Origin of the sequence: Candidatus Anaeroferrophillus wilburensis, from assembly GCA_016934315.1 — a bacterium.
GTDB lineage: Bacteria > Desulfobacterota > Anaeroferrophillalia > Anaeroferrophillales > Anaeroferrophillaceae > Anaeroferrophillus > Anaeroferrophillus wilburensis.
On the sequence record JAFGSY010000042.1, the window covers coordinates 1 to 26038 of the forward strand.

25 protein-coding genes, 1 tRNA gene and 1 other RNA gene are annotated in these 26038 nt (G+C 52.6%); 20 read left to right on the plus strand and 7 right to left on the minus strand.

Features of this window, described 5'->3' with window-relative positions:
• Window positions 1-48: 48 nt before the first annotated feature.
• The 6 genes from ssrA to JXO50_10785 form a co-directional block, all read right to left on the minus strand.
• Window positions 49-404: a transfer-messenger RNA gene (ssrA, locus tag JXO50_10760) on the minus strand.
• Window positions 405-478: 74 nt separating this feature from the next.
• Window positions 479-928, minus strand: coding sequence for an SsrA-binding protein SmpB (smpB, locus tag JXO50_10765; protein ID MBN2333571.1), 450 nt, complete (start codon window positions 926-928; stop codon window positions 479-481).
• A gap of 9 nt (window positions 929-937) precedes the next feature.
• Complete coding sequence (locus JXO50_10770) at window positions 938-1378, minus strand: SoxR reducing system RseC family protein (GenBank protein MBN2333572.1); 441 nt, start codon at window positions 1376-1378, stop codon at window positions 938-940.
• A gap of 36 nt (window positions 1379-1414) precedes the next feature.
• Window positions 1415-2803, minus strand: coding sequence for a sigma-54-dependent Fis family transcriptional regulator (locus JXO50_10775; GenBank protein ID MBN2333573.1), 1389 nt, complete (start codon window positions 2801-2803; stop codon window positions 1415-1417).
• Complete coding sequence (locus JXO50_10780; GenBank protein ID MBN2333574.1) at window positions 2800-5040, minus strand: HAMP domain-containing protein; 2241 nt, start codon at window positions 5038-5040, stop codon at window positions 2800-2802. The genes JXO50_10775 and JXO50_10780 overlap by 4 nt, the downstream gene beginning before the upstream one ends.
• A gap of 12 nt (window positions 5041-5052) precedes the next feature.
• Window positions 5053-5697, minus strand: coding sequence for a DUF4390 domain-containing protein (locus JXO50_10785; protein MBN2333575.1), 645 nt, complete (start codon window positions 5695-5697; stop codon window positions 5053-5055).
• A 255-nt stretch (window positions 5698-5952) separates the two neighbouring features.
• Between JXO50_10785 and JXO50_10790 the strand changes: the two genes are divergently transcribed.
• The 4 genes from JXO50_10790 to JXO50_10805 all read left to right on the plus strand — a co-directional run bounded on the left by JXO50_10790 (window position 5953) and on the right by JXO50_10805 (window position 9443).
• On the plus strand, window positions 5953-7017 hold the full coding sequence (locus JXO50_10790) for a TRAP transporter substrate-binding protein (GenBank protein MBN2333576.1): 1065 nt from the start codon (window positions 5953-5955) through the stop codon (window positions 7015-7017).
• Between the two features lie 69 nt (window positions 7018-7086).
• The gene (locus JXO50_10795) at window positions 7087-7578 is read left to right on the plus strand and encodes a TRAP transporter small permease (protein ID MBN2333577.1); all 492 of its coding nucleotides are present in this window, start codon (window positions 7087-7089) and stop codon (window positions 7576-7578) included.
• 84 nt (window positions 7579-7662) lie between these two features.
• Complete coding sequence (locus tag JXO50_10800; protein MBN2333578.1) at window positions 7663-8955, plus strand: TRAP transporter large permease; 1293 nt, start codon at window positions 7663-7665, stop codon at window positions 8953-8955.
• 56 nt (window positions 8956-9011) lie between these two features.
• On the plus strand, window positions 9012-9443 hold the full coding sequence (locus JXO50_10805) for a universal stress protein (GenBank protein ID MBN2333579.1): 432 nt from the start codon (window positions 9012-9014) through the stop codon (window positions 9441-9443).
• 192 nt (window positions 9444-9635) lie between these two features.
• Here the strand turns inward: JXO50_10805 and aroF are convergent, their stop codons facing one another.
• The gene (aroF, locus tag JXO50_10810) at window positions 9636-10664 is read right to left on the minus strand and encodes a 3-deoxy-7-phosphoheptulonate synthase (protein ID MBN2333580.1); all 1029 of its coding nucleotides are present in this window, start codon (window positions 10662-10664) and stop codon (window positions 9636-9638) included.
• A gap of 605 nt (window positions 10665-11269) precedes the next feature.
• On the opposite strand from aroF, the gene moaA reads away from it, so the two are divergent.
• The 16 genes from moaA to JXO50_10890 all read left to right on the plus strand — a co-directional run bounded on the left by moaA (window position 11270) and on the right by JXO50_10890 (window position 25941).
• On the plus strand, window positions 11270-12262 hold the full coding sequence (moaA, locus tag JXO50_10815; protein MBN2333581.1) for a GTP 3',8-cyclase MoaA: 993 nt from the start codon (window positions 11270-11272) through the stop codon (window positions 12260-12262).
• 11 nt (window positions 12263-12273) lie between these two features.
• The gene (gene moaC / locus JXO50_10820; protein ID MBN2333582.1) at window positions 12274-13068 is read left to right on the plus strand and encodes a cyclic pyranopterin monophosphate synthase MoaC; all 795 of its coding nucleotides are present in this window, start codon (window positions 12274-12276) and stop codon (window positions 13066-13068) included.
• Between the two features lie 110 nt (window positions 13069-13178).
• Window positions 13179-14147 carry an ABC transporter ATP-binding protein gene (locus JXO50_10825; protein MBN2333583.1) on the plus strand — a complete coding sequence of 323 codons (969 nt, stop codon included), beginning with the start codon at window positions 13179-13181 and terminating at the stop codon, window positions 14145-14147.
• A 147-nt stretch (window positions 14148-14294) separates the two neighbouring features.
• The gene (locus tag JXO50_10830) at window positions 14295-14741 is read left to right on the plus strand and encodes an Hsp20/alpha crystallin family protein (GenBank protein ID MBN2333584.1); all 447 of its coding nucleotides are present in this window, start codon (window positions 14295-14297) and stop codon (window positions 14739-14741) included.
• On the plus strand, window positions 14738-15640 hold the full coding sequence (gene ispE, locus JXO50_10835) for a 4-(cytidine 5'-diphospho)-2-C-methyl-D-erythritol kinase (protein MBN2333585.1): 903 nt from the start codon (window positions 14738-14740) through the stop codon (window positions 15638-15640). The genes JXO50_10830 and ispE overlap by 4 nt, the downstream gene beginning before the upstream one ends.
• Before the next feature lie 170 nt (window positions 15641-15810).
• Window positions 15811-15885 (plus strand) — tRNA-Gln (locus tag JXO50_10840).
• 116 nt (window positions 15886-16001) lie between these two features.
• Window positions 16002-16943, plus strand: coding sequence for a ribose-phosphate pyrophosphokinase (locus JXO50_10845; GenBank protein ID MBN2333586.1), 942 nt, complete (start codon window positions 16002-16004; stop codon window positions 16941-16943).
• A gap of 140 nt (window positions 16944-17083) precedes the next feature.
• The gene (locus JXO50_10850; GenBank protein ID MBN2333587.1) at window positions 17084-17656 is read left to right on the plus strand and encodes a 50S ribosomal protein L25; all 573 of its coding nucleotides are present in this window, start codon (window positions 17084-17086) and stop codon (window positions 17654-17656) included.
• Window positions 17657-17680: 24 nt separating this feature from the next.
• A complete protein-coding gene (locus JXO50_10855; GenBank protein ID MBN2333588.1) occupies window positions 17681-18271 on the plus strand; it encodes an aminoacyl-tRNA hydrolase in 591 nt (196 codons plus the stop codon).
• Between the two features lie 46 nt (window positions 18272-18317).
• Window positions 18318-20312: a sodium-translocating pyrophosphatase gene (locus JXO50_10860; GenBank protein MBN2333589.1), complete on the plus strand. Its 1995-nt coding sequence runs from the start codon at window positions 18318-18320 to the stop codon at window positions 20310-20312.
• A gap of 185 nt (window positions 20313-20497) precedes the next feature.
• On the plus strand, window positions 20498-21253 hold the full coding sequence (locus JXO50_10865) for a YebC/PmpR family DNA-binding transcriptional regulator (protein MBN2333590.1): 756 nt from the start codon (window positions 20498-20500) through the stop codon (window positions 21251-21253).
• A gap of 77 nt (window positions 21254-21330) precedes the next feature.
• A complete protein-coding gene (gene ruvC, locus JXO50_10870) occupies window positions 21331-21831 on the plus strand; it encodes a crossover junction endodeoxyribonuclease RuvC (GenBank protein MBN2333591.1) in 501 nt (166 codons plus the stop codon).
• Window positions 21828-22436, plus strand: a complete 609-nt coding sequence (gene ruvA / locus JXO50_10875) for a Holliday junction branch migration protein RuvA (GenBank protein MBN2333592.1) — start codon at window positions 21828-21830, stop codon at window positions 22434-22436. The genes ruvC and ruvA overlap by 4 nt, the downstream gene beginning before the upstream one ends.
• The gene (gene ruvB / locus JXO50_10880) at window positions 22429-23433 is read left to right on the plus strand and encodes a Holliday junction branch migration DNA helicase RuvB (GenBank protein ID MBN2333593.1); all 1005 of its coding nucleotides are present in this window, start codon (window positions 22429-22431) and stop codon (window positions 23431-23433) included. The genes ruvA and ruvB overlap by 8 nt, the downstream gene beginning before the upstream one ends.
• A gap of 116 nt (window positions 23434-23549) precedes the next feature.
• A complete protein-coding gene (locus JXO50_10885; GenBank protein MBN2333594.1) occupies window positions 23550-25346 on the plus strand; it encodes a long-chain fatty acid--CoA ligase in 1797 nt (598 codons plus the stop codon).
• 34 nt (window positions 25347-25380) lie between these two features.
• On the plus strand, window positions 25381-25941 hold the full coding sequence (locus tag JXO50_10890; GenBank protein ID MBN2333595.1) for a TetR/AcrR family transcriptional regulator: 561 nt from the start codon (window positions 25381-25383) through the stop codon (window positions 25939-25941).
• The last annotated feature ends 97 nt before the right edge of the window (window positions 25942-26038 follow it).

Here is a 26038-nt window from a genome sequence, read left to right on the forward strand (position 1 = left end):
CGTCACCCCGGAGAATGACCCCAGAGAGACGGGTTTGTCTTTTCTAAATGGTGGAGGTGGCGAGAATCGAACTCGCGTCCGAAAACCTTTACTCTGAAGCATCTACATGTTTAGCCAGATACTGGATTTAGCGGTCATCGTCTCCTCTGGTCGGGATACGAGGGCAGCGAGCTTCCCTGGAGTTTCGCCTACCTACCGGAAACCTGTCGATAGACTATCCTGCTCAGGATGACACCCGAAATCCGGCGTAGCAGGAGTCTGCCGGTCGGGCGCTGGCTGCACTAGGCAGCCAGGGCGTATTCGTTATCTGCGTTTATTTTAGTTCCTGCCGGTTTAAGGAGGGCAGCAGGGACCTCCACATGCAACTTCAGGCTTAGCATTCCCGTCGAACCCGGATCACCCCCATAGTTTATGAATGTTGTCAGATATGTTCATATCTAGCATGAAATGACCGGCAATGCAAGTTTTTTGCAGCCGGTCAGCGGGCCTTGAACTCCCGTTCCATATCCCTTTTGACCGCTTTCTGTTTGAGGTCATCACGCTTGTCATGAATCTTTTTGCCCTTGCCGAGGGCCAGTTCAATCTTGGCCTTGCCGTCCTTGAAATAGGCTTTCAAGGGCACCAGGGTTAACCCCTTCTCGGTGACTTTGCCGATCAGCCGGCGGATCTCCCGCTTATGGAGCAGCAGTTTCCGGGGCCGCAGAGGTTCATGGTTGGCAATGTTGCCATGGGTGTAGGGGCTGATGTGGAATTGGACCAGCCAGATTTCGCTGTCGGTGATCCGGGCATAGCTTTCGTTCATGCTCGCCTTGCCGTCGCGCAGGGACTTGACCTCGGTTCCCTGGAGGACGATGCCAGCCTCAAAGGTTTCCAGAATTTCAAAATTGAGGCGGGCCTTTTTATTGCTGCAGATCAGTTTTATGCTCATGGGTGCTGCCTATGGTGTCCCGGCGATAATTTTTTTCATCACCGGCGGTTTCTGATGTTGTTCCCGATAGCGGTAATAAGCGTAGAGGGCCATGGTTGCGCCGGCCATGGTCACCACCCCGCAGGTGGTGGCCAGCACCTGCGGTTCCAGGGCGGGGAAAAAACCCGCCCCCAGCCGGCCGAGGATGCCGCCGGTCAACAGGGCAAGGAGGGGAACCAGGATAAACAGGATTTTCCTCAGCTGCCGGGAAGGCTGATCAAACTCCAGCATGACCTTTTCCCCCGGCCTGGCATGCAGGGTATTTGCCACCCTGACAACCACCTCGCAGCCGCCGTTCAGGACGTTACATGATCCCTTGCCGCTGCAGTTGTCGCATGCCGATCCCCTGGCTTTTCTGACCAGAGCGGTATCGTTATCCAGGGCGGCAATCAGTCCTTCTTCGAGCATCATCGTCGTCCGCCGGCTGCTGATCGTTGCAGGTTACGGTTATTCATCATGGGGCTTGATGGCCAGTGCCTTTATTTTACGGTGCAGGTTGCGGCGGGTGATGCCGATTTGGGTGGCGGTACGGGAGACATTGCCGTCAAATTCCTGCAGTTTCTTCTCCAGGTAGAATTTTTCAAACCGGTTGACCGCGACCTGCAGATGGTCCGCCAGGAACATGTGCAGCTGGGCATTATTGCCCAGGTCAGCATGGGGGCTGTCCGCTCCTCCCTGCCTGAGATAGGGGGGCAGATCGTCGGGGGAAATCTCGGTATGCATGGACATGATGGCCAGCCTCTCCATGAGGTTTTTCAGCTCGCGCACATTTCCCGGCCAGGGGTACTGCTGCAGTATGGGCATCACCGCCGGATGGAGATGCTTGTCGGGTTCTCCTTTTTCATAGGCGTAATAGTGCAGGAACTGTTCGGCCAGCAGGGGGATGTCGGCCCGACGTTCCCGTAAGGGGGGAACATGGACCGGAATGACGTTGAGCCGATAGTAGAGGTCCTCCCTGAAAGCCCCGCTGCTGATTTCCGCCTCCAGGTTCTTGTTGGTGGCGGCAATCACCCGGACATCAATGGCAATGGTTTTGCTGCTGCCCAGGCGGCTGAACGACTGTTCCTGTAGGACCCTAAGAATTTTGGCCTGGGTGGTGAGGCTCATATCGCCGATCTCGTCGAGAAAGATGGTGCCGCCGTTAGCCAATTCAAACTTACCTTTTTTACGTTCGGTTGCGCCGGTAAAGGAACCCTTCTCATGGCCCAGCAGTTCTGATTCGATCAGGGTTTCAGGGATGGCGGCGCAGTTGACATCGATGAACTGCTTGTCACGCCGGTGGCTGAGGCGGTGGATTGCCCGGGCCACCAGTTCCTTGCCGGTGCCGTTTTCGCCGGTAATCAGGACCCAGCCGTTGGTTGGTCCGATGACGACAATCTGTTCCTGGAGTGTCTGGATCACCGGACTGACCCCGATCAGTTTTGGTTCCTCCTGAAAGCGTTCTTTGAGCAGCAGGTTCTCCTGCTGCAGACGGGAGATGGTCAGGGCGTGCCTGGTGGTAATAACCAGTTTGTCCAGCGAGAAAGGCTTTTCAATGAAGTCAAAGGCGCCCAGTTTGGTTGCCTGGACTGCGGTTTCAATGGTTCCGTGACCGGAAATCATAATAACCGGCATCTCCGGATGGGTTGACTTCAACTGCTGCAGCGCCTGCATGCCGTCCAGCTCCGGCATCCAGATATCCAGGAAAACCAGATCCGGATTTTCCTGGGCTGCCAGCTGCAGGGCCTCCTGGCCGTTTTCAGCCCCGATGACTTCGTAGCCCTCGTCGGTAAAAACATCCATCAGGGATTGCCGGATATCGGGTTCGTCATCAACGATCATGATCGTGGTTTTCATGGTGTCCTGGTATTGAAGGGCAGTTCAATGATAAAGCAGGTTCCCCGGGGATGATTGTCCTTGACCCGGATGAACCCGCGGTGATCCTGGATGATTGATTTGACGATTGCCAGCCCCAGGCCGGTACCGGTTTTCTTGGTGGAAAAATAGGGTTCAAAAAGCCGGCTCTTGTCCTTCTCGCTGATGCCGAGGCCGGTGTCGCAGATTTCAATAATAACGATCTGCAGGTTTTTGTCAAGTTTCGTGCGGATGGTAATCGTTCCAGTGCCCACATGTTTGATGGCCGCCAAGCCGTTATCAAACAGATTGGTCAAAGCCCGTTTCAGCTGTTCCGGATCAAAAAGAAACGAGGTAAGACGTGCTTCCGGCAGGAAGATGAAATGACAATCCTGGTGGGCATCTTGATAGAGCATCAACGATTCTTTGATGACCGTGTGTAAATCCTGCATCGACGGCTTCGCCTGGGGCATGCGGGCAAAATTGGAAAATTCATTGACCAGCTGCTTCATGACCTCCACCTGCTTGATAATGATCGAGGTGCAGTTGTGCAGTATCTGGTCGCCGGTTTCCACCAATGATCCATATTTACGTTGAATGCGCTGGGCCGACAGGGCAATGGGGGTCAGGGGATTTTTGATCTCGTGGGCTATGCGCCGGGCAACTTCGCGCCAGGCGATCGCTTTCTGGGCGTTGACCATTTCAGTCAGGTCATGAAGGATGACCAGCATGCCGACATACTGCTGCTGTTCGTTGTCAAGGCGGGTAAACCGGATTGCCAGGTGGAGATTGTTCTCCGGTAAGGTCAGTTCGAGCTCCCGACTTTCCAGATGGTCATCCAGCTGTTCCTGGTTTTTCAGCAGCATCCTGATCCGGTTGATGATCTCACTGGTGAAAATATCCCGGTAGTTCTTGTCGAGACAGTCTTCTGCCTGGAGCCCGAAAAAGCGGGCCGCGGTCTCATTGATGGTGATGACCTTGCCGCTGCGATCAAGGGAAATAATGCCGGCATTGACATTTTTCAAAATAATTTCAATGTACTTGCGCCGCTGCTCCAGCTGGGCGTTGGTTTTCACCAGCTCAAGGTTGGCACGCTCCCCTTCAAGCTTGCTGGCTTTCAGCCGTTCAGTCATTTCGTTGAACGACTGGACCAGGATGCCGATTTCATCACTGGCGGCGATTTCGATGGAGAAATCCAGCTCGCCACCGGCTATCTTCCTGGTTGCCAAGGCCAGCTCCTGCAGTGGTTCGGTGATGTTTTTGGCAAGGTAAAAACCAAACCAGATGGAGATGAAAATGATCAGCGCGGTAATCAGCAGAAATGAGAGAACGTAACTGTACTTTATGTACCGTTCCATGCTTTTGGTTTGCTGGTAGGTGCTGAATTTCTGCGAGACCGCGTCGAAATTATGGCTCATCCGGGGGGAGACGGCCCGGGTGGCGACCACCACTGCCAGGATCTCCTTCTCATTCCAGACCGAAAAAACCGGCGCCGTTCCCTGGATGAGCCCGCTGCCGTTGTCGAGGGGGACTACCCGCGACAGCGGCTTATACAAGGTATCATTGGCGCTGGTTGCCAGGTGCAGCAGGGCTGGTGAAAAACCGTCTGCACAGGTCGTCGCCCGGGGAAGGTGGTTTTTGCCAGCATACACGGCAATGGCGGTCAGGTTGTATTCCGTCCGTTTGCTGGCGATGTAGTCAAGCATGGGTTTCGGGTTTTCGCCGATAAACAGCCCCTTGCTGGTTATTTCGGCAGCGATGGCTTTTGCCAGTTGAAGGTTCTGTTCGCTCAACGTTTTATAGTAATCCTGGGCGATCTCCAGCGACGAGTCAAGGGCGGTCTCAAACTGGGCTGAAAACCAGCTGTCGATACTGTAGCGGATGAATCCGGTGGCGGTGGCAAAGAGCAGGAGGGTGGGGAAAAGCGACAGGGAAACAAAGGCAACGGCCAGCTTTGACCGCAGGCGGAAACCGACAATTTTACGTTTTCGTTCCAGGAGCAGCTTCAGGGTGTTGCGGACGATCAGGAAAATAAGCAAAAGCAGGAGGATGAAGTTGATGTTGATCAGGGCAAAAACGATGATGTTGCTGGAAAGTGGCAGGTCCGCAGGCAGCGCCGGAAAATTTAGCTCGATATAAAAAAGAATAACCAGCGTCAGGATGAGGGCAAGCAGCAGGATTTTTTCCCGTTTTCGGCGGCGGGATTCACCCTGTTTCTTGAGCTGTAAATCAGATTTCATCCGCTAACCGATCTATTGCTGTGCTGCAGGAAGAAACTGGTCCGGAATGTCGAGGACATAGGTTTGGGTTTTACGGTCCCAGGCGGAAAGGAAGAAAAAGAGGTATTCCAGGTGAAACGGCAACCGGGTTTTTCTGATCTCGGCCTGCACCTTTACCTCGTAGCGGGTCTTTGGTCTTGCATGTTGCAGTTCCAGGAGATTGATATCGGCAAAAGTTGAAACCGCGGCCAGGGCCTGGGGATAGGAGGTGGTTGTCAGCTCGGGCTGGCGGCCCTCATAGGCGACGACAAACACCTTTTTAAGGTTATCATAGGTGATGCTCTGGCTAATGGTGTTTTCAGCCATCAGCCGGTCAGAATTTACCAGAAAAAGGTAACTTTTCTTCTCGCTGGTGGTGGTGTTCAGGGTTATTTTCTGGGTAACGCCATTGAGAATAAGGCCTTTAAGCTTTTTATCGAAGGGGTTGCTTACCGACAGGGTAAGCCAGATCGCCTGCTGTCTTTTGCCGATGACAAAATCTTCCAGGTAAGGGGGGTTGTCGGCATTCAATGGTAGATTTGCAGTTTCTCTGGCATCCAACTTGCACGCTGAAAAGAGAGCCGTCATCATTGCGATGAGGATCAACGCACATTGGATGGTTGTTTTTCTCTGCCGCATGGTGCCTTTCAGTCAGAACGTGGAAGATGGATTGTGAGCGGATCGTTTGTGACAGTGCCAGCCATCATAAATAAGTTGTGCTGAAAAAGCAACGAAATAGCGGCATTTCCTGCCATGCCGGCAGCGGCTGTTAGCCATTTCGTGACTGTTGGAAAAAATAGAACGCTTTTTCTTGATTTTGCTCTGTACTCATGGTAAAACCTGATTCTACTTTTTTGATCCATGTTGTAAACTGCAAACGCTAAGGAGGGATGTATGGTACGGAGATGGTGTAAAATTGTTACGCTGGTGGCTCTGGCAGTACTGATTATGATTCCGTCTGCCTGGGGAGCTAAGGCAAACCCATTGGCCAAATGGAAGTCTGACGTTGACATGTCGCAGGCGAAATATGTCATGAAGGTATCCAATGTTTCCCACCCCGTTATCGAAGGGGTAGGGGTTGGTTACCGCATCCGTGACTCTTTGTGGCAGCGGTCCAACGGGCAGATCGCTCTGCAGTACTATCCCCTCTGTCAGCTTGGCGGTGAGGTGGAAGTGCTGAACATGCTCCAGACCGGCACGGTCCAGGGGATGCTTTGTTCCTCGGTGGCGGTTACCAACCTGGCACCCCGGATGGGCATTGTCAATCTGCCGTTTTTGATCAACTCTTTTGATAAGCTGGAAAGTTTTGTCAACAATAAGGAACTCTTTGATCATTTTCTCGATGGCATGTCTCATCAGGGGGTGATGGGGGTCGATATTACCGGTTATGGCAACTACGGCTGGGCGACGACAATTCCCGTACAGTCCATTGATGATGCCAAGAAAGTGAAATTCCGTATTGCTGAAGCCGCGGTCAATAAATCCCTGTACGAAGTATGGGGTTTCCATCCGGTCGTCATGCCTTGGCCTGATGTTCCCATCTCACTGAAGCAGGGGGTTATCACCGGTCTTGACCATACCCCGATGGTCTGTAATATTACCAAGAAATTTGAGATCTGCAAAAACTTCACCCAGATCAACTATGCCCAGGGGCTGTTCATCCATCTGATCAATAAAGCCTGGTTTGATGCCCTGCCGGCTGATCTGCAGAAGACGGTGCTGGATGTTTTCCATGAAGAAAGTGCCAAAACCAGGGAGCTGACCCGGGCGCAGGAAGCGACCGAGATTGCTAAAGCGAAGGAAAGCGGCGTGAGCTTTTATCAGCTTTCCGATGATGAGCATGAAAAGCTGCGGGTGCTTGGTGACAAGGTACATAAAGAATGGGCCAACCAGATTGGTATTGATTACCTGAAAAAAGTTCAGGATTTCGTCGGCTACAAGAGGATTCTGGATTATTAATAGGAGAAAAAGGGCCGGGGAGGAGACTTCCCGGCCCTTTTTGTGCGCATTTGTCAAGGGATTCCGGTTATGATCCGTACATTGTACCGTGGTTTGGATGGATTGCTTACCTTCATCGAAGAGTGGACCCTGTTCGTGGCTGTTATGGCAGGGTTGATCTCCCTCTTTGTTAATGTGGTGTTGCGTTATACGATCCATTATTCTCTGGCCTGGTCGGAGGAGTTGATCAGGGAGATTATTATTGTTACGACCTTCATCGGCTGCAGCGCGGCGATCAGAACGCGGGCGATGATCAGAATTGATGCCCTGCCTCAGATGGTTCCCGCGTTGAAAAAGCCGTTGAACTACTTCAGCCATTTTTGTGTCCTGGTCTACTGTGTTATTATTACCCGGCTTGGCTGGCAAATGGCTCTGCTGCAGCTGCACACCCACCAGAAGACCATCATCCTTCATATTCCCCTGGTGGTTCTCTATAGTGTGCTGCCGTTGATGGGTGTGATGATGTTTATCCGCACCCTGCAGGTGATGTGGGAGGAGCTTCCCGGCCGGCAGAAATCATAAACTGTTTTTATCTCGTTATTTTTCATGCTGCCAGGTTCAGTATTTTTAATTGTAATGTCTTAGCAATCAGGTGTTACGTACCTTATGGAATCAAGTTATCTCATTATAGTCCTCTGCATGTTGGGTTTTCTGGCATCGACGGTGCCGGTTTTCATGGCGCTCTTTTTTACCGCAGTCGTCGGCTTTTATTTTTTAACGGATATGCCGGTATTGATGCTGGCCCAGACGCTGTTCCGCAGTATGGATAATTTTGCCCTGGTGGTGGTCCTGTTTTTTATTCTCTGCGGCAACATTATGACATCGGGTTCCATCGTGCAGAAACTGGTCAAGGTGGCCCAGGCGGTGGTGGGATTCTTCCCAGGTGGCCTGGCTATGGCCGGTGTACTGGCCTGCGGTATGTTCGGTGCCATTTCCGGATCGACCGTGGCGACCGTGGTGGCCATTGGCGGGTTCATGATTCCGGCCTTGATGGAGAATCAGTATGATGAAGAGTTCAGTGTCGGGATTATGACCACTTCCCCGATTCTCGGGATCATCATTCCCCCCAGCATCTCGATGATTCTCTATTCCATGGTCAGCAACGATTCGCTGGCCGCCCTTTTTATGACCGGTTTTGTCCCCGGAGCCCTGATTATCGTTGCCTTTTCCATCTATTCCTATTTTTACTGTAAAAACAGAAATTTCAAGCGCATGCCACCGCCAAATGTGAAGGAGCTGGTGGCGGTGCTGAAAGAGGGATTCTGGTCCCTGATGCTGCCGGTACTGATCTTCGGTGGTATCTTTTCCGGGGTTTTTACCGCCAATGAGGCGGCGGTGATTGCCTGTGTCTACGCCTTTATTGTCGAACTGCTGATCCATCGGGACATGAAGCTGAAAGATGTCAAAGGTGTGGTGGTTTCTTCAGCGGTAACCTCGGCAACCCTGCTGATTATTGTCGCCGGTGCTTCAACCTTCGGTCGTTACCTGACCCTGGAACAGATTCCGGCCCTGATAACCGATGCGGTGGTATCACACATCCATTCCGCTTGGGTTTTTCTGCTGGTGGTCAACATCATGCTGTTGATTGTCGGGATGTTTATGGACATCATCTCGGCCACCCTGATTCTGGCGCCCATTCTGCTGCCGATTCTGCCGGAATTCCATATCAGCTCCCTGCATTTCGGGCTGTTGATGACGGTCAACCTGGGAATCGGTTACTGTACGCCGCCATTGGGAGTCAGTCTGTATATTACCGGCGCCCTGGTGAACCGCGGGCTAATCTATGTCACCCGGTCGGTGCTGCCATTCCTGGCCATTCAAATAGCGGTTCTGTTGGTCCTGACCTATTGGCCTGATCTGGTGCTGTTTTTGCCGAAACTCTTTTATAATGTTGGCTGACGGTATGAAAGACGGATGGAAATCGATGTTTTGGCAACGGGAGAAGGGGTAGTGATATGACTTTGCGGATTTTAGTGCCGGTTGACGACACGCTGGCCTCGTTCCGGACCCAGCAGTACCTGATCAGGATGAAAGAGAGCCTGCGGCCGACGGTAACCTTGTTGACGGTTATTTCGATGTCCAACCTGGCCTATCGGTGTATTCCCGATTTCCAGCAGGAGATGATCCGGGATAATGCCTTGAAAATGGGCAAGCTGACTCTTGAGCGGCATGCGGAAGAATATGCCGCTGCGGGGATCCTTTTTGATACCATTCTCGAAAAGGGTGATGACCCGGGGGCGGTCATCTGTGCGGTAGCCCGCCGTCAGGGGGTTGAGATGATCTGCCTGTCGCCCAGCAACAGCAGTGAAATGAGCGATCTGGTTTTCGGATCAGTGGCCAATTATGTTACTCATCATGCCCCCTGCCCGGTGCTGCTGGTCCGTTAACGGCGTTTTTCAACCGGCAAGTTTACCGTTGCTGAACAGATAAGACCAGCTGCAGGCCGTCCGCAGACACTGGTTTCCTGCCAATTAGACGAGATGATCTCCTGACAACCGGCACCCCTCCCTAAAAAAACCGGATGGCACCGTAACCGTGCTCGATTCGAGGCAAGCTTGCGCTCTAGCTGCGCGTCATGGTCAGCTCATGGTTTTTCCCATTGCCAGACAGAGGCTGCGCAGTTGATCCATCAATTGGCCGAATCCGTCAATGTCGAGCTGCTGGATGGAGTCGCAAAGGGCGGTTTCCGGTCGATAATGGACTTCGATCAGAATGCCGTCGGCACCGGCGGCCAGGGCAGCTCTGGCCAGGGCCGGGATCAGTGACCGCTTGCCAGCCGCATGGGAAGGGTCGACAATAACAGGCAGGTGGGTCTTTTCCTTGAGTACGGGTACGGCGCTGATGTCCAATGTACTTCTGGTTGACGATTCAAAGGTTCTGATGCCCCGTTCACAGAGGATGACCTGGGGGTTGCCCTCGGCCAGGATATACTCAGCTGACATCAACAGCTCTTTGATGGTGGTGGACATCCCCCGCTTAAGCAGGACAGGTTTGTTGGTTTGCCCCACCAGCCGGAGAAGAGAGAAATTCTGAATATTGCGCGCCCCGATCTGAATGATATCGGTATAGTCGGCAACCAGTTGCAGGTCTTTTTCCCGCAGCACTTCGGTAATGATCGGCATCCCTGAAACCTGTTTTGCCTCCTGCAAGAGAAGCAGGCCTTCCTTTTCCATCCCCTGGAAATCATAGGGAGAGGTGCGGGGTTTGAATGCTCCTCCCCGGAGAATCCGGGCACCGTGTTTTTGTATGCCGGTGGCGGTCTCGATCATCTGCTGGCGGGATTCAACCGCACACGGACCAGCCATGACGGTAAAGTAGCCCTCGCCAACGGTGACGTCGCCGACTTTGATCATGGTGTTGCCAACCGCAGTTTCCCGACTGGCCAGCTTGTACGGTTCCATGATGGGGATGGCTTTTTCCACCTGGGGGTGGTTGGCCAGTTCATTAACCGCGTTGGCTGGCCGGGAAGCCCCATTTTTGCCGATAATGCCGATAATGGTCTTATATTTTCCCTGGCTGATATGGGGTTTAAACCCCAACTCTTCAATCCTTTGGGCAATCTGCTTGATGGTTTCTTCGCTCGTTCGGGGTTTCAGGACCAGAATCATGATGTTCTCCTCAGGGTGACCGCTATGCCGCTCAATAAAAAAGGCCGGGAACATGATGTCCACGGCCTTACTGCGCATTAAGCAGGCAGTGAACGGGTATTGCTCCCATCCACTACCTTTTGGTATTCACTATACCTTCAGGTTTGGATGGGAGTCTTTGAAAAAATAATAACGCCAGGCTGTGCTGTTGTGGTTGATCATTGTATCCTGCAAATAACTGCTATGTTGCTTCAGGTTTTGCTTCCAACTTCAGTGAGCTTTGGCCCTATCATAGGGGAAGATGAAAATCAAGCAGTTTTTTATGGTATGTGCCGGCGGCAGTTCCTACGCCTGAGTAACTCGCCTGGTGCCGTTTTCCCTTTGGAAAGCGGTTGACGGTAGGCGTTTTCGGTGGTACATGACCCTCATTGAGCTCTGGAACTTCATTGCTGTTGGCGGCCATGGTTCAGAGGGTGCCGGGGCGGCCGTTGGCGCTTTCGAGTTGTGAAAATCCCCGGATTTTTTTTAATGCTACCAGTGAAACCTGTAGTGTGGGACCGCAGCCGGCGTGAAATTTCACGACCCGTTGCAGCTGCCCGCGTTGTGGGATCGAAACTCTACGACCAATGAATCAGCTTTATGACGGTGCCCAACGCAGCATCAGCTATCTGCGGATTTCAGTTACAGATCGTTGTAATCTCAGGTGTCGCTACTGTACTCCTGAAGAACAGTTTCCTCTTCTTGGTCACGGTGATATTCTCACCTATGAGGAAATCATTCTGATTATCAAGGCGCTGGTGCCCGTTGGCATAGATAAAATACGATTGACCGGCGGGGAGCCGCTGGTTCGCAGGGGCTTGCCCCGGCTGATCGCCTGCATCAACGATATTGAGGGAATCCGTGATGTCAGCCTGACGACGAACGGTGTCCTACTGGCCGAGATGGCTGGTGATCTACGGTCTGCCGGTCTTGGCCGGGTCAATGTCAGTCTGGATACCTTGAAAGCGGAAAAATTTCTTTACATTACCAGGCGTGATGATTTTCTCCGGGTCATGGCTGGTATTGATGCGGCCCTGGCTGCCGGGTTTGCGCCGGTTAAGCTTAACGTTGTTGCCATGCGGGGCTTTAATGATGATGAAATCCTCGATTTTGTTGCGCTGTCGATCGACCGTCCGGTGCAGGTCAGATTTATCGAATACATGCCCATTGGTTCATCTACCCGCTGGCAGCCTGATGCAGTTATTTCCGCCGCTGAGATTCGCATGAGGATTGAAGCCGAGTATGGTCGTTTGATGCCGGTACCGGCTGATCATGTTTCGGGCCCGGCCAGGCTTTTCACCCTTTCCGGCGGCCGGGGGATGGTTGGTTTTGTCAGCTCCCTGTCGGATCATTTCTGCGACCGCTGCAACCGGGTCAGGATTACTGCCGATGGGCGGCTGCGTCCATGTCTGCTTGCCGATCTTGAATATAATCTGAAAAAAGTGGTGCGCAACGGTGCTGATGCCGGGGCAATCCGTTCCCTTTTTGCCGAAGCGGTTGCCAATAAAACGCAGGGGCATGGACTGTCGTGCAATTCCATGAAGAAATGTACCCGCCTGATGAGCACCATCGGCGGTTGAGGGGGGAACTCATGGGTGGTGTGTTGACGCATCTGGATGAGCATGGCAACGCCCGCATGGTTGATGTCGGCAGCAAAGGGGAGACGTCCCGTTTGGCTCGCGCATGGGGGGCTGTCAGGATGACTGCCGAAACCATCGATCAGTTGGTGGCGGGTGAGAATGTCAAAGGGGATGTGCTGGCGGCTGCCAGAATAGCCGGAATCATGGCGGCGAAGCAGACGGGAAATCTGATACCCCTCTGCCATCCTTTGCCCATAACCCATGTGGCGGTCGAACTGCTGCCTGAGAAATCCAGGCGGGAAGTTGTCATCATTGCCGAGGCCCGGGTAACCGGGAAAACCGGGGTTGAAATGGAAGCGTTGACAGCTGTCTCCCTTGCGGCGTTGACGATTTACGATATGTGCAAGGCGGTTGACAAAAATATGGTTATTGGTCCCATTGCTTTATTGGAAAAGCGGGGTGGACGCAGCGGCCATTACATCAATCCTGATTATGCCGTTGCCGTTGCCGCCCCCTTAACTGTCGTTGCTGGAGAAATCTTGCGCCTGCATTCCCGGGCGCCGGAGGGAGGCTACCTGTTGGAACCAATGAATGGTGCCGGGCGGGTGGCTTTTGACCGGTTGCCGTCCGGACTGGTGGTAACCGATGGCAGACCTGCTGCGGTTTTTAAAGCTGATCGCATGTTCCTGCTTGGTGACGCTGTTCTTCAGTCCCTTGCTCCAGAAAAAAGTTCCCCGGGTGAATATCTTCTTTCAGTGGTGCATGGCGGCCGGGTTGATGCCGGGGAGATATTTGCCGTTCTTTAGCCGGTTCCTGGCAGTTTCAGGCCGCGATCATTGGCTGGCGTGAGTCTGATTTCGGCGGCCGGTTGTTGGCCATGGCGTCATGCCAGAGAGTGAAACGCATACCTTATACTATGCAACAACCCTTGCTTACCGTAGACAACCTCAACGTAACGTTTAAGACCGCTCAGGGCACGGTTACGGCGGTTGATGGCGTCAGTTTTACCGTTGGCCAGGGAGCCAATCTGGGAATTGTCGGTGAATCCGGCTGCGGCAAAAGTGTCACCGCTCTGTCTTTGATGGGCCTGGTGCCTTCGCCGCCCGGCACGGTAAAGGCAAACGCCCTGACCTTTGCCGGCCGTGATTTGCTGCGGCTGACGCCGGCAGAATACCGCCGGCTTCGTGGCCGGGAAATGGGAATGGTTTTTCAGGAACCCATGACTTCCCTTAATCCGGTTTTCACGATCGGCAATCAAATTATGGAGGCAGTACGGACCCATTTTACGGTTTCCCGGAGACAGGCCAGGGAGTTGGCGGTTGCCATGCTGGACCGGGTGGGAATGCCGGAACCGGCAAAACTCCTTGCTGATTATCCCCACCAACTGAGCGGCGGCATGCGTCAGCGAGTCATGATTGCCATGGCTTTGATTTGTAAACCTAAACTGCTGTTGGCAGATGAACCAACCACGGCTCTTGATGTTACTATTCAAGCTCAGGTGCTGGATTTGATGCAGGAACTGCGGCGGGAGATGGGGATGTCAATGATCATGATTACCCACGATTTGGGGGTGGTTGCCGAAGTTGCCGAGCAGGTTGCCATTATGTACGCTGGCATGATTGTCGAGAAAGGGACGGCTGAAGCGTTGTTTCAGCAGCCGCTGCACCCCTATACCAAAGGTCTGCTGAACTCCATCCCCAGACTTGACCAGCCGGGGAAACGGCTGACCGCAATTCCCGGGATGGTTCCGGATATGCTTCATATTCCCCGGGGTTGCCGGTTTGCCAATCGCTGCCGGCAGGCCATGGCTGTCTGTCGGGATCAGGTTCCCGGTGTTGTTGTTCCTGAGCCTGGGCATCAGGTCTGCTGCTGGCTCTACAGCTGACGAGACTTTGGCAAAGGCTGCCGGCTTTTCAGCTGATTGTTCCCGGCGGCGGGGCTGGTGATCTTTTTTCTTTCCATGAAACTACCGGCAATGGCAACTGTTCGCTGCGAGGATGACAGGCACACAAAGGAGAAAGGTGGGATTTGGATGAGTAAAAGATTCGGTGAAACATTTGAAGAGCTTTATTCCATGAAAGAGCAGATGGACAAGCTTTTCCGGACCTCACTCGGACGGGTGGGAACAAAAGAGCATGCGCCGCAGGGCCAGTGGTGTCCGCCGGTTGACATGTATGACAACGGCGTTGACTATATCCTAGAAGTTGAGTTGCCGGGAATCAAACAGGAAGATCTCGATGTTTCCATCATGCCTGATTATATCAGGATAAAAGGCCGGAAAACATTTCTGCAGACCATTGACCAGGAAAAGATCCATCGCTTGGAACGGCCGTCAGGCGTCTTTGACCGGCGGTTGTCCTTTCCGGTTAAAGTAGACCCGGAGAAGGCGGTGGCTACCTTGGAAAATGGGGTTCTGTCAATACGGATACCGAAGATTGAAGCGCCGTCAAAGATAGCCATTCAAATTCAGAAAGCATGATGGCGACCCAACGCTCTTTTGTTGTTCCCTGTCCGGCAAAAGTTAATCTGGTCCTTTCGGTTGTTGGCCGACGGTCAAGTGACGGCTATCACCTGCTGGATATGGCCATGGAACCCATCAGCCTTTATGATCTTCTCCACCTTACCGTTTCCCCTTCATCGAGCCCAACGGTCGAGCTACAATGTCCTGCTCTGCCGGCGGTTGCATCGGCAGACAACCTGGTGGTGAAAACGGCCCACCGTATTCTCACTCTGGCGGCAGAGCGGGGGGTCCCAACAGCCTATAAATTTCATTTTTATCTTGATAAAAGAATTCCCCACGGTGCAGGTCTTGGTGGTGGCAGTAGTAATGCGGCTGCTGTTATCGGGTTGCTTGCTGAGGTGCTTTCGTTGCCTCTGGAAACAGCTGAGCTGAGCCAACTTGCTGCCGGTATTGGTGCTGATGTTCCTTTTTTTATGACCCCAACCTTATGTCGGGTTAAGGGGATCGGAGACCGGGTACTTCCGGCTGGAAAAAGCCGGCGACGCTGGTATGTTCTGGTCAAACCACCGGTTTTAATTGACACTTTTTGGGCCTACAAAAAGTTAAATTATAAGTTGACAAAAAAAAATTTTAATATTAACATGCGGCAATTTTTTCGACCGGCAAAATTGGTGAAAAAGTATAATCTCTTCAATGACTTTGAGGAAATTGTCTTTTCTGAGTTTCCCTTGTTGGCGGAGATTAAAGAGTGGCTTTTGGGCCGTTTGGCGGTAGCCGGGGCACTGATGAGTGGCAGCGGGTCGGCCGTGTATGCAGTGTTTTTTGATTACCGGTCAGCAGTAGCGGCTTACCGTCAAGCCTGTGAGCAGTGGGAGGGTTCGGACTGTCGCATCTTCCTTGCGCATACTGTATTTTGAATACTTTCTTTGTTGTGGATGCCGGTTAGTGACCGTAGTTTTGGCAGTGTCTCCATCAGCGGGCACGCGCATGCATGGCCCGTTTTTTCATGTGCCGGACTGCGCTTTTTTCTTGCTGGGGGCTTGGGGATTTCTGCTGTAACGGTCTGAATTTCCGGCACCGTCATTGTTGGGGTGTCGTCAAGCGGTAAGACACAGGTCTTTGGAACCTGCATTCGGAGGTTCGAATCCTCCCACCCCAGCCATCTTCCTCTTCGGCTTGCGGTATTGGAACGCAGCGGTGTTTTGATGAAATTTCGGCTGTTGGCGACGGATTTTGTCCCGGGGCCGGTGAAGCTGTGCTATAAGGTAACTGGTGTTCATGGATCGATTAAAAGTTATTGCCGGGAATTCAAACCCCTCATTGGCTGAAGCTATCTGCCAGCATCTGCAGGTTCCGTTAAGCAAGGCGATTGTCAAACGGTTTAGTGACGGCGAAATCATGGTGGAAATCCATGAAAGCGTGCGTGGCATGCGGGTTTTTGTTGTCCAGTCAACCTGCGACCCGGTTAACAGCAATATCATGGAGTTGCTGATTCTCATTGACGCGCTGAAACGTGCGTCAGCATCGGAGATCAATGCGGTTATTCCCTATTACGGTTATGCCCGCCAGGACCGCAAGGTAGCCCCCAGGGCACCGATAACAGCCAAGCTGATGGCGGATCTGCTGACGGCGGCCGGTGCAAACCGGGTGATTGCCATGGATCTTCATGCCGGCCAGATCCAGGGATTTTTTAATATTCCCGTTGACCATCTGTATGCCCTGCCGGCGATGATCTCCTATGTGGAAAATCATATCCAAGACGATATGGTTGTTGTTTCTCCCGATGCCGGGGGGGTTGAGCGGGCCCGGGCGTATGCGAAGAAATTGGGTGCCAGCCTGGCCATCATCGATAAGCGGCGAAGCGCTCCCAATGTGCTGGAAGAGGAGATGAACATCATCGGTGACATCGAAGGTAAAGTTGCGGTGATTATTGATGATATGATTGATACTGCCGGTACCCTGACGAAGGCCGCCAATGTGTTGATGGAAGAGGGTGCTGCCGGCGTCTATGGCTTTGCTTCCCACGGTGTCCTTTCCGGGCCGGCTATCGAAAGAATAGCAACCTCCCGTCTGGCGAAAGTGGTGATTACCGACAGCATACCCCTCAAGGATAATGCCAAACAGTGTGATAAGATCGTTGTTCTGTCGGTGGCGGGGTTGCTTGCGGATGCCATTAAGCGAATATATATAGAAGATTCCGTCAGTTGTCTTTTTGTGTAAATAGTTCTGTCTGGTGACCATTATACCATGCCGGATGGTATGGAAATGATGGTCGGCGGTTCAACCTAATGGAGGAATAGATTCGTATGGCTATTGCAGAGTTGGCAGTGCAGGCCAGAAGCGCACTAGGTAAAAATGAAATGAAACAAATCCGCAGGGATGGGTTTATTCCTGCTGTTTTGTATGGTTCAGACCACGAGAATACCACCTTGGCCGTTGCTGAGCGGGAACTGGCCCGCCTGTTCAAGGAACATGGTTACAGTACTCTGGTTTCTCTGGGTGGGGCTGGTTCCGAAGGCGATGAAAAACTGGCAATTATCAAGGATGTTCAGTACCATCCGGTATCCGGTCGGGTTATTCATCTCGATTTCTATGGTATCCGCATCGGGGTGCCGATTGATGTTGAGGTGCCACTGGTATTTGAAGGAAAGGCCATCGGGATTTCCAAGGGTGGCGTACTGCAGCCGGCCAGGAGAACCCTGGTGATAAAATGTCTACCCCGTGAGATCCCTGAGCATATTACTATTGATGTCGCCAATCTTGATGTTGGTGATGCTATCCATGTCCATGATCTGGATATTGAGGGAATAGAGTTTGTCGCGCCGGTAAACTTCACTATTGTTACCGTGCAGGGGACGAAAGCCGAAGAAACAGAAGCCGCCGAAGAGGAAATTGAGGCAGAGGTGGAAGAATCTCAGGCTGTCGAAGAGTAGCCTCGTGCGGGTTTTGCAGGATAGATGACTGATTTCCTGGTCATCGGTTTGGGCAATCCCGGCGGGGAATATGCCGCCACCCGGCATAATCTTGGTTTTCAGGTTCTCAATCGGCTGGCGCAGGAGCTGTCCGTCTCTTTTCGGTATTCTCCATCTCTGGAGGCGGAATACTGTCGAGGCCTTCTGGGAAAACAGCAGGTAGCGCTGGCAAAGCCGCAAACCTACATGAATCTGAGTGGCCGTTCCGTTGTCTCGCTGGTGACGTTCTTTGAGATTGCAGATCCTGCCCGGGTCATTGTCGTCCATGATGATCTGGATATTCCCCTCGGCCAGGTAAAGATTAAAAAAAGGGGGGGGGGCGGCGGCCATAATGGAGTTGCCTCGGTTATGGAGTTCCTGCAGACAGCTGATTTCCTGCGCCTGCGGCTGGGGATCGGGCTTTCAATACGGCCGCCTGATGTGGTGGATTATGTGCTGTCACCCTTTACCGTTCAGGAAGCCGAGGTGGTCGAGGAAATGGTTGGCAAGGCAGTGGAGGCCCTTGGGGTATTGGTCAATCAAGGTGCATCCAAGGCCATGAATTTGTTTCATCGCCGTTCTAACGAGGTTGATTAAGGTATCGTTATTTTAATATGTTAACACTATTGTAAGGAGGGAGAGAATGGAGAATTTAACGATTTATGCACCGATTCTGGGGATTATCGGTCTCCTGTTTGCCGGTGTGCTGTACGCGTATGTTGTCAAGCAGCCTGTGGGGAATGACACGATGCGTGACCTTTCGGATGCGATTCACGAAGGGGCAATGGCGTTTCTTAAACGCGAGTATAAAATTCTGGCCGTCTTTGTTATTGCCGTGTTTGTCTTGTTGTATGCTTTTCTCAGCCGTTATACGGCTTATGCGTTCCTTGGCGGCGCCATCTGCTCGGTGCTGGCCGGCTATTTTGGCATGGTTGCCGCAACCCGCGCCAATGTCAGGACGTCATCCGCCGCTAATCTGTCCGGTCAGGCCAAAGCCCTGAGTGTTGCCTTCAGCGGTGGCGCTGTCATGGGGATGAGCGTTGCTGCCCTTGGTCTGCTGGGTGTTGGCATTCTCTTCTACTTCTTTGGCGGTACGCCGGAAACGTCCCAGTATATCAACGGCTTTGCCATGGGTGCCAGCTCCATTGCCCTGTTCGCCAGGGTTGGTGGCGGTATCTACACCAAGGCAGCTGATGTCGGTGCCGACCTGGTTGGCAAGGTGGAAGCGGGTATTCCTGAGGATGACCCCCGCAACCCGGCCACCATCGCTGATAACGTTGGTGACAACGTTGGTGATATTGCCGGTATGGGTGCTGATATTTTTGAGTCCTATGTCGGTTCGGTCATCGCCACCATTGCCATTGCCGCCACCGCATCCGGGGCAATTTTCAGCACCATGCGCTACCAGTTCATGTGCTTCCCCCTGCTGGTGGTCATGATCGGCATTGTTAGTTCCATGCTTGGCGTCCTGTCCATGAAGGTGCTGGAAAAATACAACCCGGCCGACGCCCTGCGTTACTGCACCTTTATAGGTGCCGGCGCCATGCTGATTGGTACCTATTATATGTCTCAAGCACTGGGCCTGCCCATTGGCGCCTTCTGGGCGGTACTGTTCGGTTGTGCCTGCGGGATCCTGATCGGGCTGGTCACCGAATACTATACTGCAGCTGGCCCGATTATCAAAATCGCCGAAGCCAGCCAGACCGGTCCGGCGACCAACATCATTACCGGCCTGGCAGTTGGGATGGAAAGTTGTGCCATTCCCGTGCTGCTCATCTGTGCGGCGATTTTCGGTAGCTACAAGTTGATCGGCCTCTACGGCATCGGTATTGCTGCGGTCGGCATGCTGGCCACGGTTGGTGTTACCATGTCAGTTGATGCCTATGGTCCCATTGCCGACAATGCCGGCGGGATTTCGGAAATGTCCGGTCTGGGCGAGGAGACCCGCAAGATTACCGACAGCCTCGATGCGCTGGGCAACACCACGGCGGCCATTGGTAAAGGGTTTGCCATTGGCTCCGCTGCCCTTACCGCTCTGGCGCTGTTTTCTGCCTACAGCTCTGCGGTTGGCCTCGAAGTTATCAACCTGACCAATCCCATGGTGGTTATTGGTCTTTTTATCGGCGGCATCGTGCCGTTCCTCGTTGGCGCCTTGACTATGTCTTCGGTGGGTAAAGCTGCTTTTGCCATGGTTGAGGAAGTCCGCCGGCAGTTTCGCGATATCCCGGGGATCATGGAAGGTACGGCCCGGCCTGAATATGAAAAGTGTGTTGATATCAGCACCGCTGCTTCGTTGAAAGAGATGATTCTGCCCGGCATGCTCGCCGTTGTGGTGCCGATTGCGGTTGGTTTCGGCCTTGGTGCAGAGGCTCTTGGAGGTACGTTGGCCGGGGCAACTCTGGCCGGGGTATTCATGGCTCTGTTTATGGCTAATGCCGGTGGTGCTTGGGACAATGCCAAAAAGTACATTGAGCAGGGACATCTGGGCGGCAAAGGATCAGATGCCCATAAAGCCGCGGTTACCGGCGATACGGTTGGTGACCCCTTCAAAGATACCTCCGGTCCGGCAATGAACATTTTGATCAAATTGATGTCCATTGTTTCACTGGTTATCGCACCGTTGCTGATGATTGGCTAATCATGGCTGCAGGATGAAGATCAACGGGGCCGGCTGGCAAAAGCCGGCCCCGTTTTTTTCAGCCTTGACAGAGGCTGGACAGGTGCGTTACATACTTCGGCAGAGGTTTAAAGGGACTTCCCTTGTGAGGGGTATTTACTGATTATTGCAAGCAATTTTTATTTTTAGTCTTATAGGAATAAACGATGTCAGGTCATAATAAATGGAGTTCCATCAAACACCGTAAAGGTGCGGTCGATGCCAAGCGGGGGAAGATATTTACCAAGCTGATTAAAGAGATCACCGTTGCCGCCCGTCAGGGTGGTGGGGATATCGACGCCAACCCGCGGCTGCGGTCTGCGGTCGCAGCCGCCAAAGCGGTCAATATGCCGAAAGAAAATATTGACCGTTCCATCAAACGGGGGACCGGTGAGATGGAAGGGGTCAACTATGAGGAGTTGACCTATGAAGGCTACGGCCCCGGCGGGGTAGCGGTGATGGTTGAAATCCTCACTGATAACCGGAACCGGACAGCCGCCGAAATCCGGCATATCTTTAATAAAAGCAACGGCAATCTGGGGGAAAACGGCTGTGTTTCCTGGATTTTTGATAAAAAGGGCCTGATCGTTTTTGAGAAGAAGGACGTTGAGGAAGAGGCTCTTTTTGACCTGGCCCTTGAAACCGGCGCTGATGATGTCGATGAGATCGAGGAGGATGGCACCTTTGAAGTGTTGACTGATCCGGAAAACTATGAACCGGTTAAACAGGCCTTTGATGACCGTGGCTGGAGCTATGTGTCGGCAGAGGTGACTAGAATTCCCCAGAACACCGTCAAACTTGAGGGCAAGGAAGCAGAGCAGATGCTGCGGCTGATGGAAAAATTGGAGGATTCTGATGATGTTCAGAATGTGTATGCCAATTTTGATATTGATAACGAGACGCTGGAACAATTCCAAGGCTGAATTCTGCCGGTTGCCATGGGTCTGAATCCAGGTGGCAGTCGGGGGGCGATTTTTTGAAAGCAGGTCGAGATGGTCTCATGCTGGTCTTAGGTATAGATCCCGGCAGTTCCTCAACCGGATTTGGTCTGGTGGCTAATGCCGGCATCGATCTGCAGCTTGTCCACCACTCTCAGCTATCACTCCCTTCATCCCTGACGCTTTCTCAGAAACTGGCCCGCTTGTATGCTGCCACCCTGGAGCTTATTAATCAGCATCAGCCGGATCTCATGGCGGTTGAAGGGATTTTTTTCGGTCGTAATATTAAGAGTATGATTATCCTGGGCCAGGCTCGCGGGGCAGCAATGGTGGCTGCCGCCAATTGCAGCCTGGAAATTTTTGAATATCCCCCGGCGGTGGTTAAGCAGACGGTGGTTGGTTATGGTAAGGCTGATAAAAGCCAGGTGCTGCAAATGGTTTCGGTAATTCTCAATAACCGTTCCATCAGGGGAGAGCATGCTGCGGATGCCCTGGCGGTTGCCATTTGTCACCACCAACATCACCGAGCTGCCTGCCGGGCAGCAGCGGTAAAGCATTTATGATTGCCAGGCTTGCGGGAACGTTGATAGTCAAGGAGCCTGATCAGATTATTGTTGATGTGGCCGGGGTGGGCTATCAGCTTTTTATCCCAGCCGGTACCTACCGGCGGCTGCCGCCGTTGGAGCAGCAGCTGGTACTCTGGGTGACGACCAGGATCAGGGATGACCAGTTCATTCTCTATGGGTTTGCTGCCGCCGAAGAACAGCAGATGTTTTTGCGGCTCCTTTCGGTTGCCGGTGTTGGGCCAAAGCTGGCGTTAAACATTATTTCGCGGATTGAACCTGGCCAGCTGGAACAGATGCTCATCAATCAGGATGTCGCCCTGCTGACAAAAATCCCCGGATTGGGGAAAAAACTATCCCAGCGGCTGGCGCTGGAGTTGGGTGAAGAACTGAAGAAACATCGTTCGGGCACCTGGGGCCAGTTGCCGTCTCCATCAAGCAGCGGTGGTGAAACCGTTCGCCATGAACTGCTCAGGGCGATGGAGTCGCTGGGTTTTAAACCAACAGACTGTCTGGGAATGGTTGATGCGGCGCTTGCCAAGCATCCTGAGGGAACGTTGGAAGAACTGCTGAAACAGGTGCTTAAAGGAATACACCGTGGATGACAGGTTGGTTGATCAGCATCCGGTTACCGATGATTTGCCCGACGAGCTGTCCCTGCGACCGGCCCGGCTGGCGGAGTATGTCGGCCAGACGAAGATTATCGATAACCTCAAAGTATATATTGCCGCGGCCAGGGAACGGCGTGAACCCTTGGATCATGTGCTTTTTTCCGGCCCTCCCGGTTTGGGAAAAACTACGTTGTCGAACATTGTTGCCCATGAAATGGGTGTCCAGGTCAGATCAACGTCCGGACCGGCAATTGAACGTCCCGGTGATCTGGCGGCGATTCTTACCAACCTGCACGAGATGGATATCCTTTTTATCGATGAAATTCATCGTTTGAATCGCTCCGTCGAGGAAATTCTCTATCCGGCCCTGGAAGATTTTAAACTTGATATTATCATTGGTCAGGGGCCTGCTGCCCGTTCCATTCGCCTCGATCTGCCTCCCTTCACCCTGGTGGGGGCTACCACCAGGGCTGGTTTGCTCAGCTCCCCCCTGCGGGGTCGTTTCGGCATTACCTTTCGGCTTAATTTCTATAAGCATGAAGAACTTGCCCGCATTATCCGCCGGTCAGCCGGGATATTGAACGTCTCTCTTGACAATGATGGTGAGGCTGAAATAGCCTGTCGGTCACGAGGTACGCCAAGAATTGCCAATCGACTGCTGAAACGGGTCAGGGATTTTGCCCAGATCCATGGAGCGCCTTTGATCTCCGGCGACGTTGCCCGCCACGCCCTGGAAAAGATGGAGATCGACACCTATGGTCTCGATCCCCTTGACCGCCAGTATCTCCAGGCTCTCATTCACAAATTTGCCGGCGGGCCAGTGGGTATCGAAACCCTGGCTGCCGTTCTGCATGAAGAGGGCGATACCCTGGAAGATATATGTGAGCCCTATCTGCTGCAGCTTGGTTTCTTGGCCAGGACTCCTCGTGGACGGGTTGCTACTCCCCGGGCCTGTGAATACTTCGCCTCACTTTCGGCCATTGCCGGCTAAAAACTCCACTTTTCATTCCTTTTGCCTGTTGCTGCACCAATTTCCCTTGACAAGGATAAAAAAATGTTCTATTCGCTGCAAATGAGTGATCATTCATTCCGGTGAAAGGAAGGCATATGAATCTCGTCCAGATGTTTTTTGATCGGGTCAACCGATACGGTGATGACCGGGCAATGATGGTGAAGAAAGCGGGGCAGTATAGCACCATTTCCTGGAATGAGTGGGCCCGGCGGGTTAATCAGGTCGCTGCCGGACTGTTGGCTGTTGGCATAAAATCGGGTGATCGGATAGGCATCCTGTCGGAAAACCGGCCGGAGTGGGCATTTGCCGATCTGGGGATTCTTTCCTGCGGGGCTCTTGATGTCCCGGTCTATCCCACCAACCGGCCGACTCAGTTGGCCTATTTGATGAACAATTCAGAGGCCGTGCTTCTCTTTGTCTCTTCTGCAGAACAGCTGCAGAAGGCCCTTGAGGCAAAGCCCTCCTGCCCGGCGCTGAGCACTATTGTGGTTTTTGATGATATTGACCAGGCCTTGTTGGCCAGTGATGGGGTGGTTAGCCTGGCCGCCTTCGAGGCTGAAGGGATTGCCTGGCTGCAGGATAATCCCGGCCGGTTGGAAGAGGCACGCAGTCGTATAGATGAGAATGATCTGGCAACGATCATGTATACTTCAGGAACCACCGGCGATCCTAAAGGTGTCATGCTGACCCACCGGAATTTTTACAGCAATTGTGTCGGCGCGGCGGCCATGGTTGAAGTGAACCATGATGATATTGCCCTGTCGCATCTGCCGCTTAGCCATGTGCTGGAGCGAATGGCAGGCTATTACCTGATGATCTATGCCGGGGCAACCATCGCCTATGCTGAAGCCATTGATACCGTGCCCTTGAATATGGCTGAAGTGGCACCGACGATCATGATCAGTGTTCCCCGGCTGTTTGAAAAGATCTATGGTAAAATCTACGATGCTGCCTTGCACAGCTCAGGACTGAAAAAACGCCTGATGTTCTGGGCTTTTGGGGTTGCCACCCAGGTTGCCGCCTGCCATGATGAGCACCGGCAGCCGGGAGCAATGCTGGCCTTGCAATACAAGCTGGCCACAAAGTTGATTTTCAGTAAGATGGGGGAAAAACTTGGTGGCAGGATCAGATTTTTTGTCTCCGGTGGTGCCCCTCTGCCAAGGAAAATTGCCGAGTTTTTCTATGCTGTTGGCTATTATATCCTCGAAGGCTATGGTTTGACGGAAACGTCGCCGGTGTTGACGGTGAATACCCCGGAAGCATTAAAATTTGGGACGGTTGGCAGGGTCATTCCTGAAGTTCAGGTGAAGATTGCTGATGATGGTGAAATCCTGGCCAAGGGCCCTAATATCACCCAGGGATACTATAAGAATCCCGAGGCCACCAAGGAGGTGTTTGTTGATGGCTGGTTCTGCACCGGCGATGTCGGCGAGCTGGATGATGAGGGCTTTCTGCGGATTACCGATCGCAAAAAGGATCTCATTGTTACTGCCGGCGGCAAAAATATTGCTCCGCAGCACTTGGAAAACCTGCTGAAAATGGACAAATACATCAGTGATGTGATGCTCCATGGTGATCAGCGCAAGTTTATCTCCGCTCTGGTGGTTCCCAACTACGAGAAGCTGGAGGAATATGCTCTGAAACACGATATTCTCTATACCGATGTCCGTGGTTTGCTGGAAGATCCTGAAATCCTGCGGATGATTGAGCGGCGTATTGCCAAAGTCCACCAAGAAAATGATATTCCCGGTTATGAGCAGGTTAAGAAGTTTATTGTGTTGGGCAGCGATTTTTCCATGGATATGGAAGAAGTTACCCCGACACTGAAACTGCGCCGCAAAGTGGTGACTTCTAAATTTCAGCAGCAGCTTGATGCCCTGTATGAAGACTAGTGTCCCAACAGAACCGCGCAAGCGGGAAAAATTTATGGCTATCATTGAGGCAGCTATGGAAGCCTTCGCGGAGTTTGGCTACCATGACTGCCAGGTGGCAAAAATAGCCCGCAAAGCAGGGATTGCCGATGGTACCATTTATCTCTATTTTGCCAATAAAGAGGAGATCCTCATCTCCGTTTTCCGGGAAAAAATGACTGAAGTTCTGAGTGAAATGTCCGTGCTGGTGGAGCAGCAGGATTCGGCCATGGACAAGATAGCCGCACTGGTACGTTTCCATCTGTCGTATTTTGAAGATAATCCTGTACTGGCAAATTTTTTCCAGGTGCAGCTGCGCCAGTCCAGTTTTACCATTCGGGCTGGAATTACCGAGCCTTTGCGGCAGTATTATCGCTTTATTGAAACCCTTTTACGCGCTGGCATTGAGGAAGGCTGCATCAGGCCGCAGGTTGACGTGAAAGTTGCGCGTGAAGTTGTCTTTGGCAGTTTAGATGAGATTGTCAGCTGCTGGGTATTCAGTTCAAGAAAATATTCTTTGGCTGCCAAAGCCGATGATCTTCTGGCAATTATCAGGTTCGGCCTTGTCAATCAATAAGCGATGGTTGTTTGTTGGTGTCTTCGCACACCTTTTTTTGTCCTAAGAATGAATGAGCACTCACCCATAACAGCGAAGAGCCATCTTTTATCATGAA

What these genes read in the sequence shown, in the direction of transcription:
- JXO50_10855 (MBN2333588.1), top strand. Translation starts at nt 17,681, where the DNA reads ATGACTGATTTCCTGGTCATCGGTTTGGGCAATCCCGGCGGGGAATAT.
- moaA (MBN2333581.1), top strand. Translation starts at nt 11,270, where the DNA reads ATGAATCAGCTTTATGACGGTGCCCAACGCAGCATCAGCTATCTGCGG.
- JXO50_10830 (MBN2333584.1), top strand. Translation starts at nt 14,295, where the DNA reads ATGAGTAAAAGATTCGGTGAAACATTTGAAGAGCTTTATTCCATGAAA.
- JXO50_10845 (MBN2333586.1), top strand. Translation starts at nt 16,002, where the DNA reads ATGGATCGATTAAAAGTTATTGCCGGGAATTCAAACCCCTCATTGGCT.
- JXO50_10805 (MBN2333579.1), top strand. Translation starts at nt 9,012, where the DNA reads ATGACTTTGCGGATTTTAGTGCCGGTTGACGACACGCTGGCCTCGTTC.
- ruvC (MBN2333591.1), top strand. Translation starts at nt 21,331, where the DNA reads ATGCTGGTCTTAGGTATAGATCCCGGCAGTTCCTCAACCGGATTTGGT.
- ispE (MBN2333585.1), top strand. Translation starts at nt 14,738, where the DNA reads ATGATGGCGACCCAACGCTCTTTTGTTGTTCCCTGTCCGGCAAAAGTT.
- JXO50_10850 (MBN2333587.1), top strand. Translation starts at nt 17,084, where the DNA reads ATGAAACAAATCCGCAGGGATGGGTTTATTCCTGCTGTTTTGTATGGT.
- JXO50_10785 (MBN2333575.1), bottom strand. Translation starts at nt 5,697, where the DNA reads ATGCGGCAGAGAAAAACAACCATCCAATGTGCGTTGATCCTCATCGCA.
- JXO50_10780 (MBN2333574.1), bottom strand. Translation starts at nt 5,040, where the DNA reads ATGAAATCTGATTTACAGCTCAAGAAACAGGGTGAATCCCGCCGCCGA.
- JXO50_10775 (MBN2333573.1), bottom strand. Translation starts at nt 2,803, where the DNA reads ATGAAAACCACGATCATGATCGTTGATGACGAACCCGATATCCGGCAA.
- JXO50_10865 (MBN2333590.1), top strand. Translation starts at nt 20,498, where the DNA reads ATGTCAGGTCATAATAAATGGAGTTCCATCAAACACCGTAAAGGTGCG.
- JXO50_10790 (MBN2333576.1), top strand. Translation starts at nt 5,953, where the DNA reads ATGGTACGGAGATGGTGTAAAATTGTTACGCTGGTGGCTCTGGCAGTA.
- JXO50_10890 (MBN2333595.1), top strand. Translation starts at nt 25,381, where the DNA reads ATGGCTATCATTGAGGCAGCTATGGAAGCCTTCGCGGAGTTTGGCTAC.
- aroF (MBN2333580.1), bottom strand. Translation starts at nt 10,664, where the DNA reads ATGATTCTGGTCCTGAAACCCCGAACGAGCGAAGAAACCATCAAGCAG.
- ruvA (MBN2333592.1), top strand. Translation starts at nt 21,828, where the DNA reads ATGATTGCCAGGCTTGCGGGAACGTTGATAGTCAAGGAGCCTGATCAG.
- JXO50_10770 (MBN2333572.1), bottom strand. Translation starts at nt 1,378, where the DNA reads ATGATGCTCGAAGAAGGACTGATTGCCGCCCTGGATAACGATACCGCT.
- smpB (MBN2333571.1), bottom strand. Translation starts at nt 928, where the DNA reads ATGAGCATAAAACTGATCTGCAGCAATAAAAAGGCCCGCCTCAATTTT.
- JXO50_10800 (MBN2333578.1), top strand. Translation starts at nt 7,663, where the DNA reads ATGGAATCAAGTTATCTCATTATAGTCCTCTGCATGTTGGGTTTTCTG.
- JXO50_10795 (MBN2333577.1), top strand. Translation starts at nt 7,087, where the DNA reads ATGATCCGTACATTGTACCGTGGTTTGGATGGATTGCTTACCTTCATC.
- JXO50_10885 (MBN2333594.1), top strand. Translation starts at nt 23,550, where the DNA reads ATGAATCTCGTCCAGATGTTTTTTGATCGGGTCAACCGATACGGTGAT.
- moaC (MBN2333582.1), top strand. Translation starts at nt 12,274, where the DNA reads ATGGGTGGTGTGTTGACGCATCTGGATGAGCATGGCAACGCCCGCATG.
- JXO50_10860 (MBN2333589.1), top strand. Translation starts at nt 18,318, where the DNA reads ATGGAGAATTTAACGATTTATGCACCGATTCTGGGGATTATCGGTCTC.
- JXO50_10825 (MBN2333583.1), top strand. Translation starts at nt 13,179, where the DNA reads ATGCAACAACCCTTGCTTACCGTAGACAACCTCAACGTAACGTTTAAG.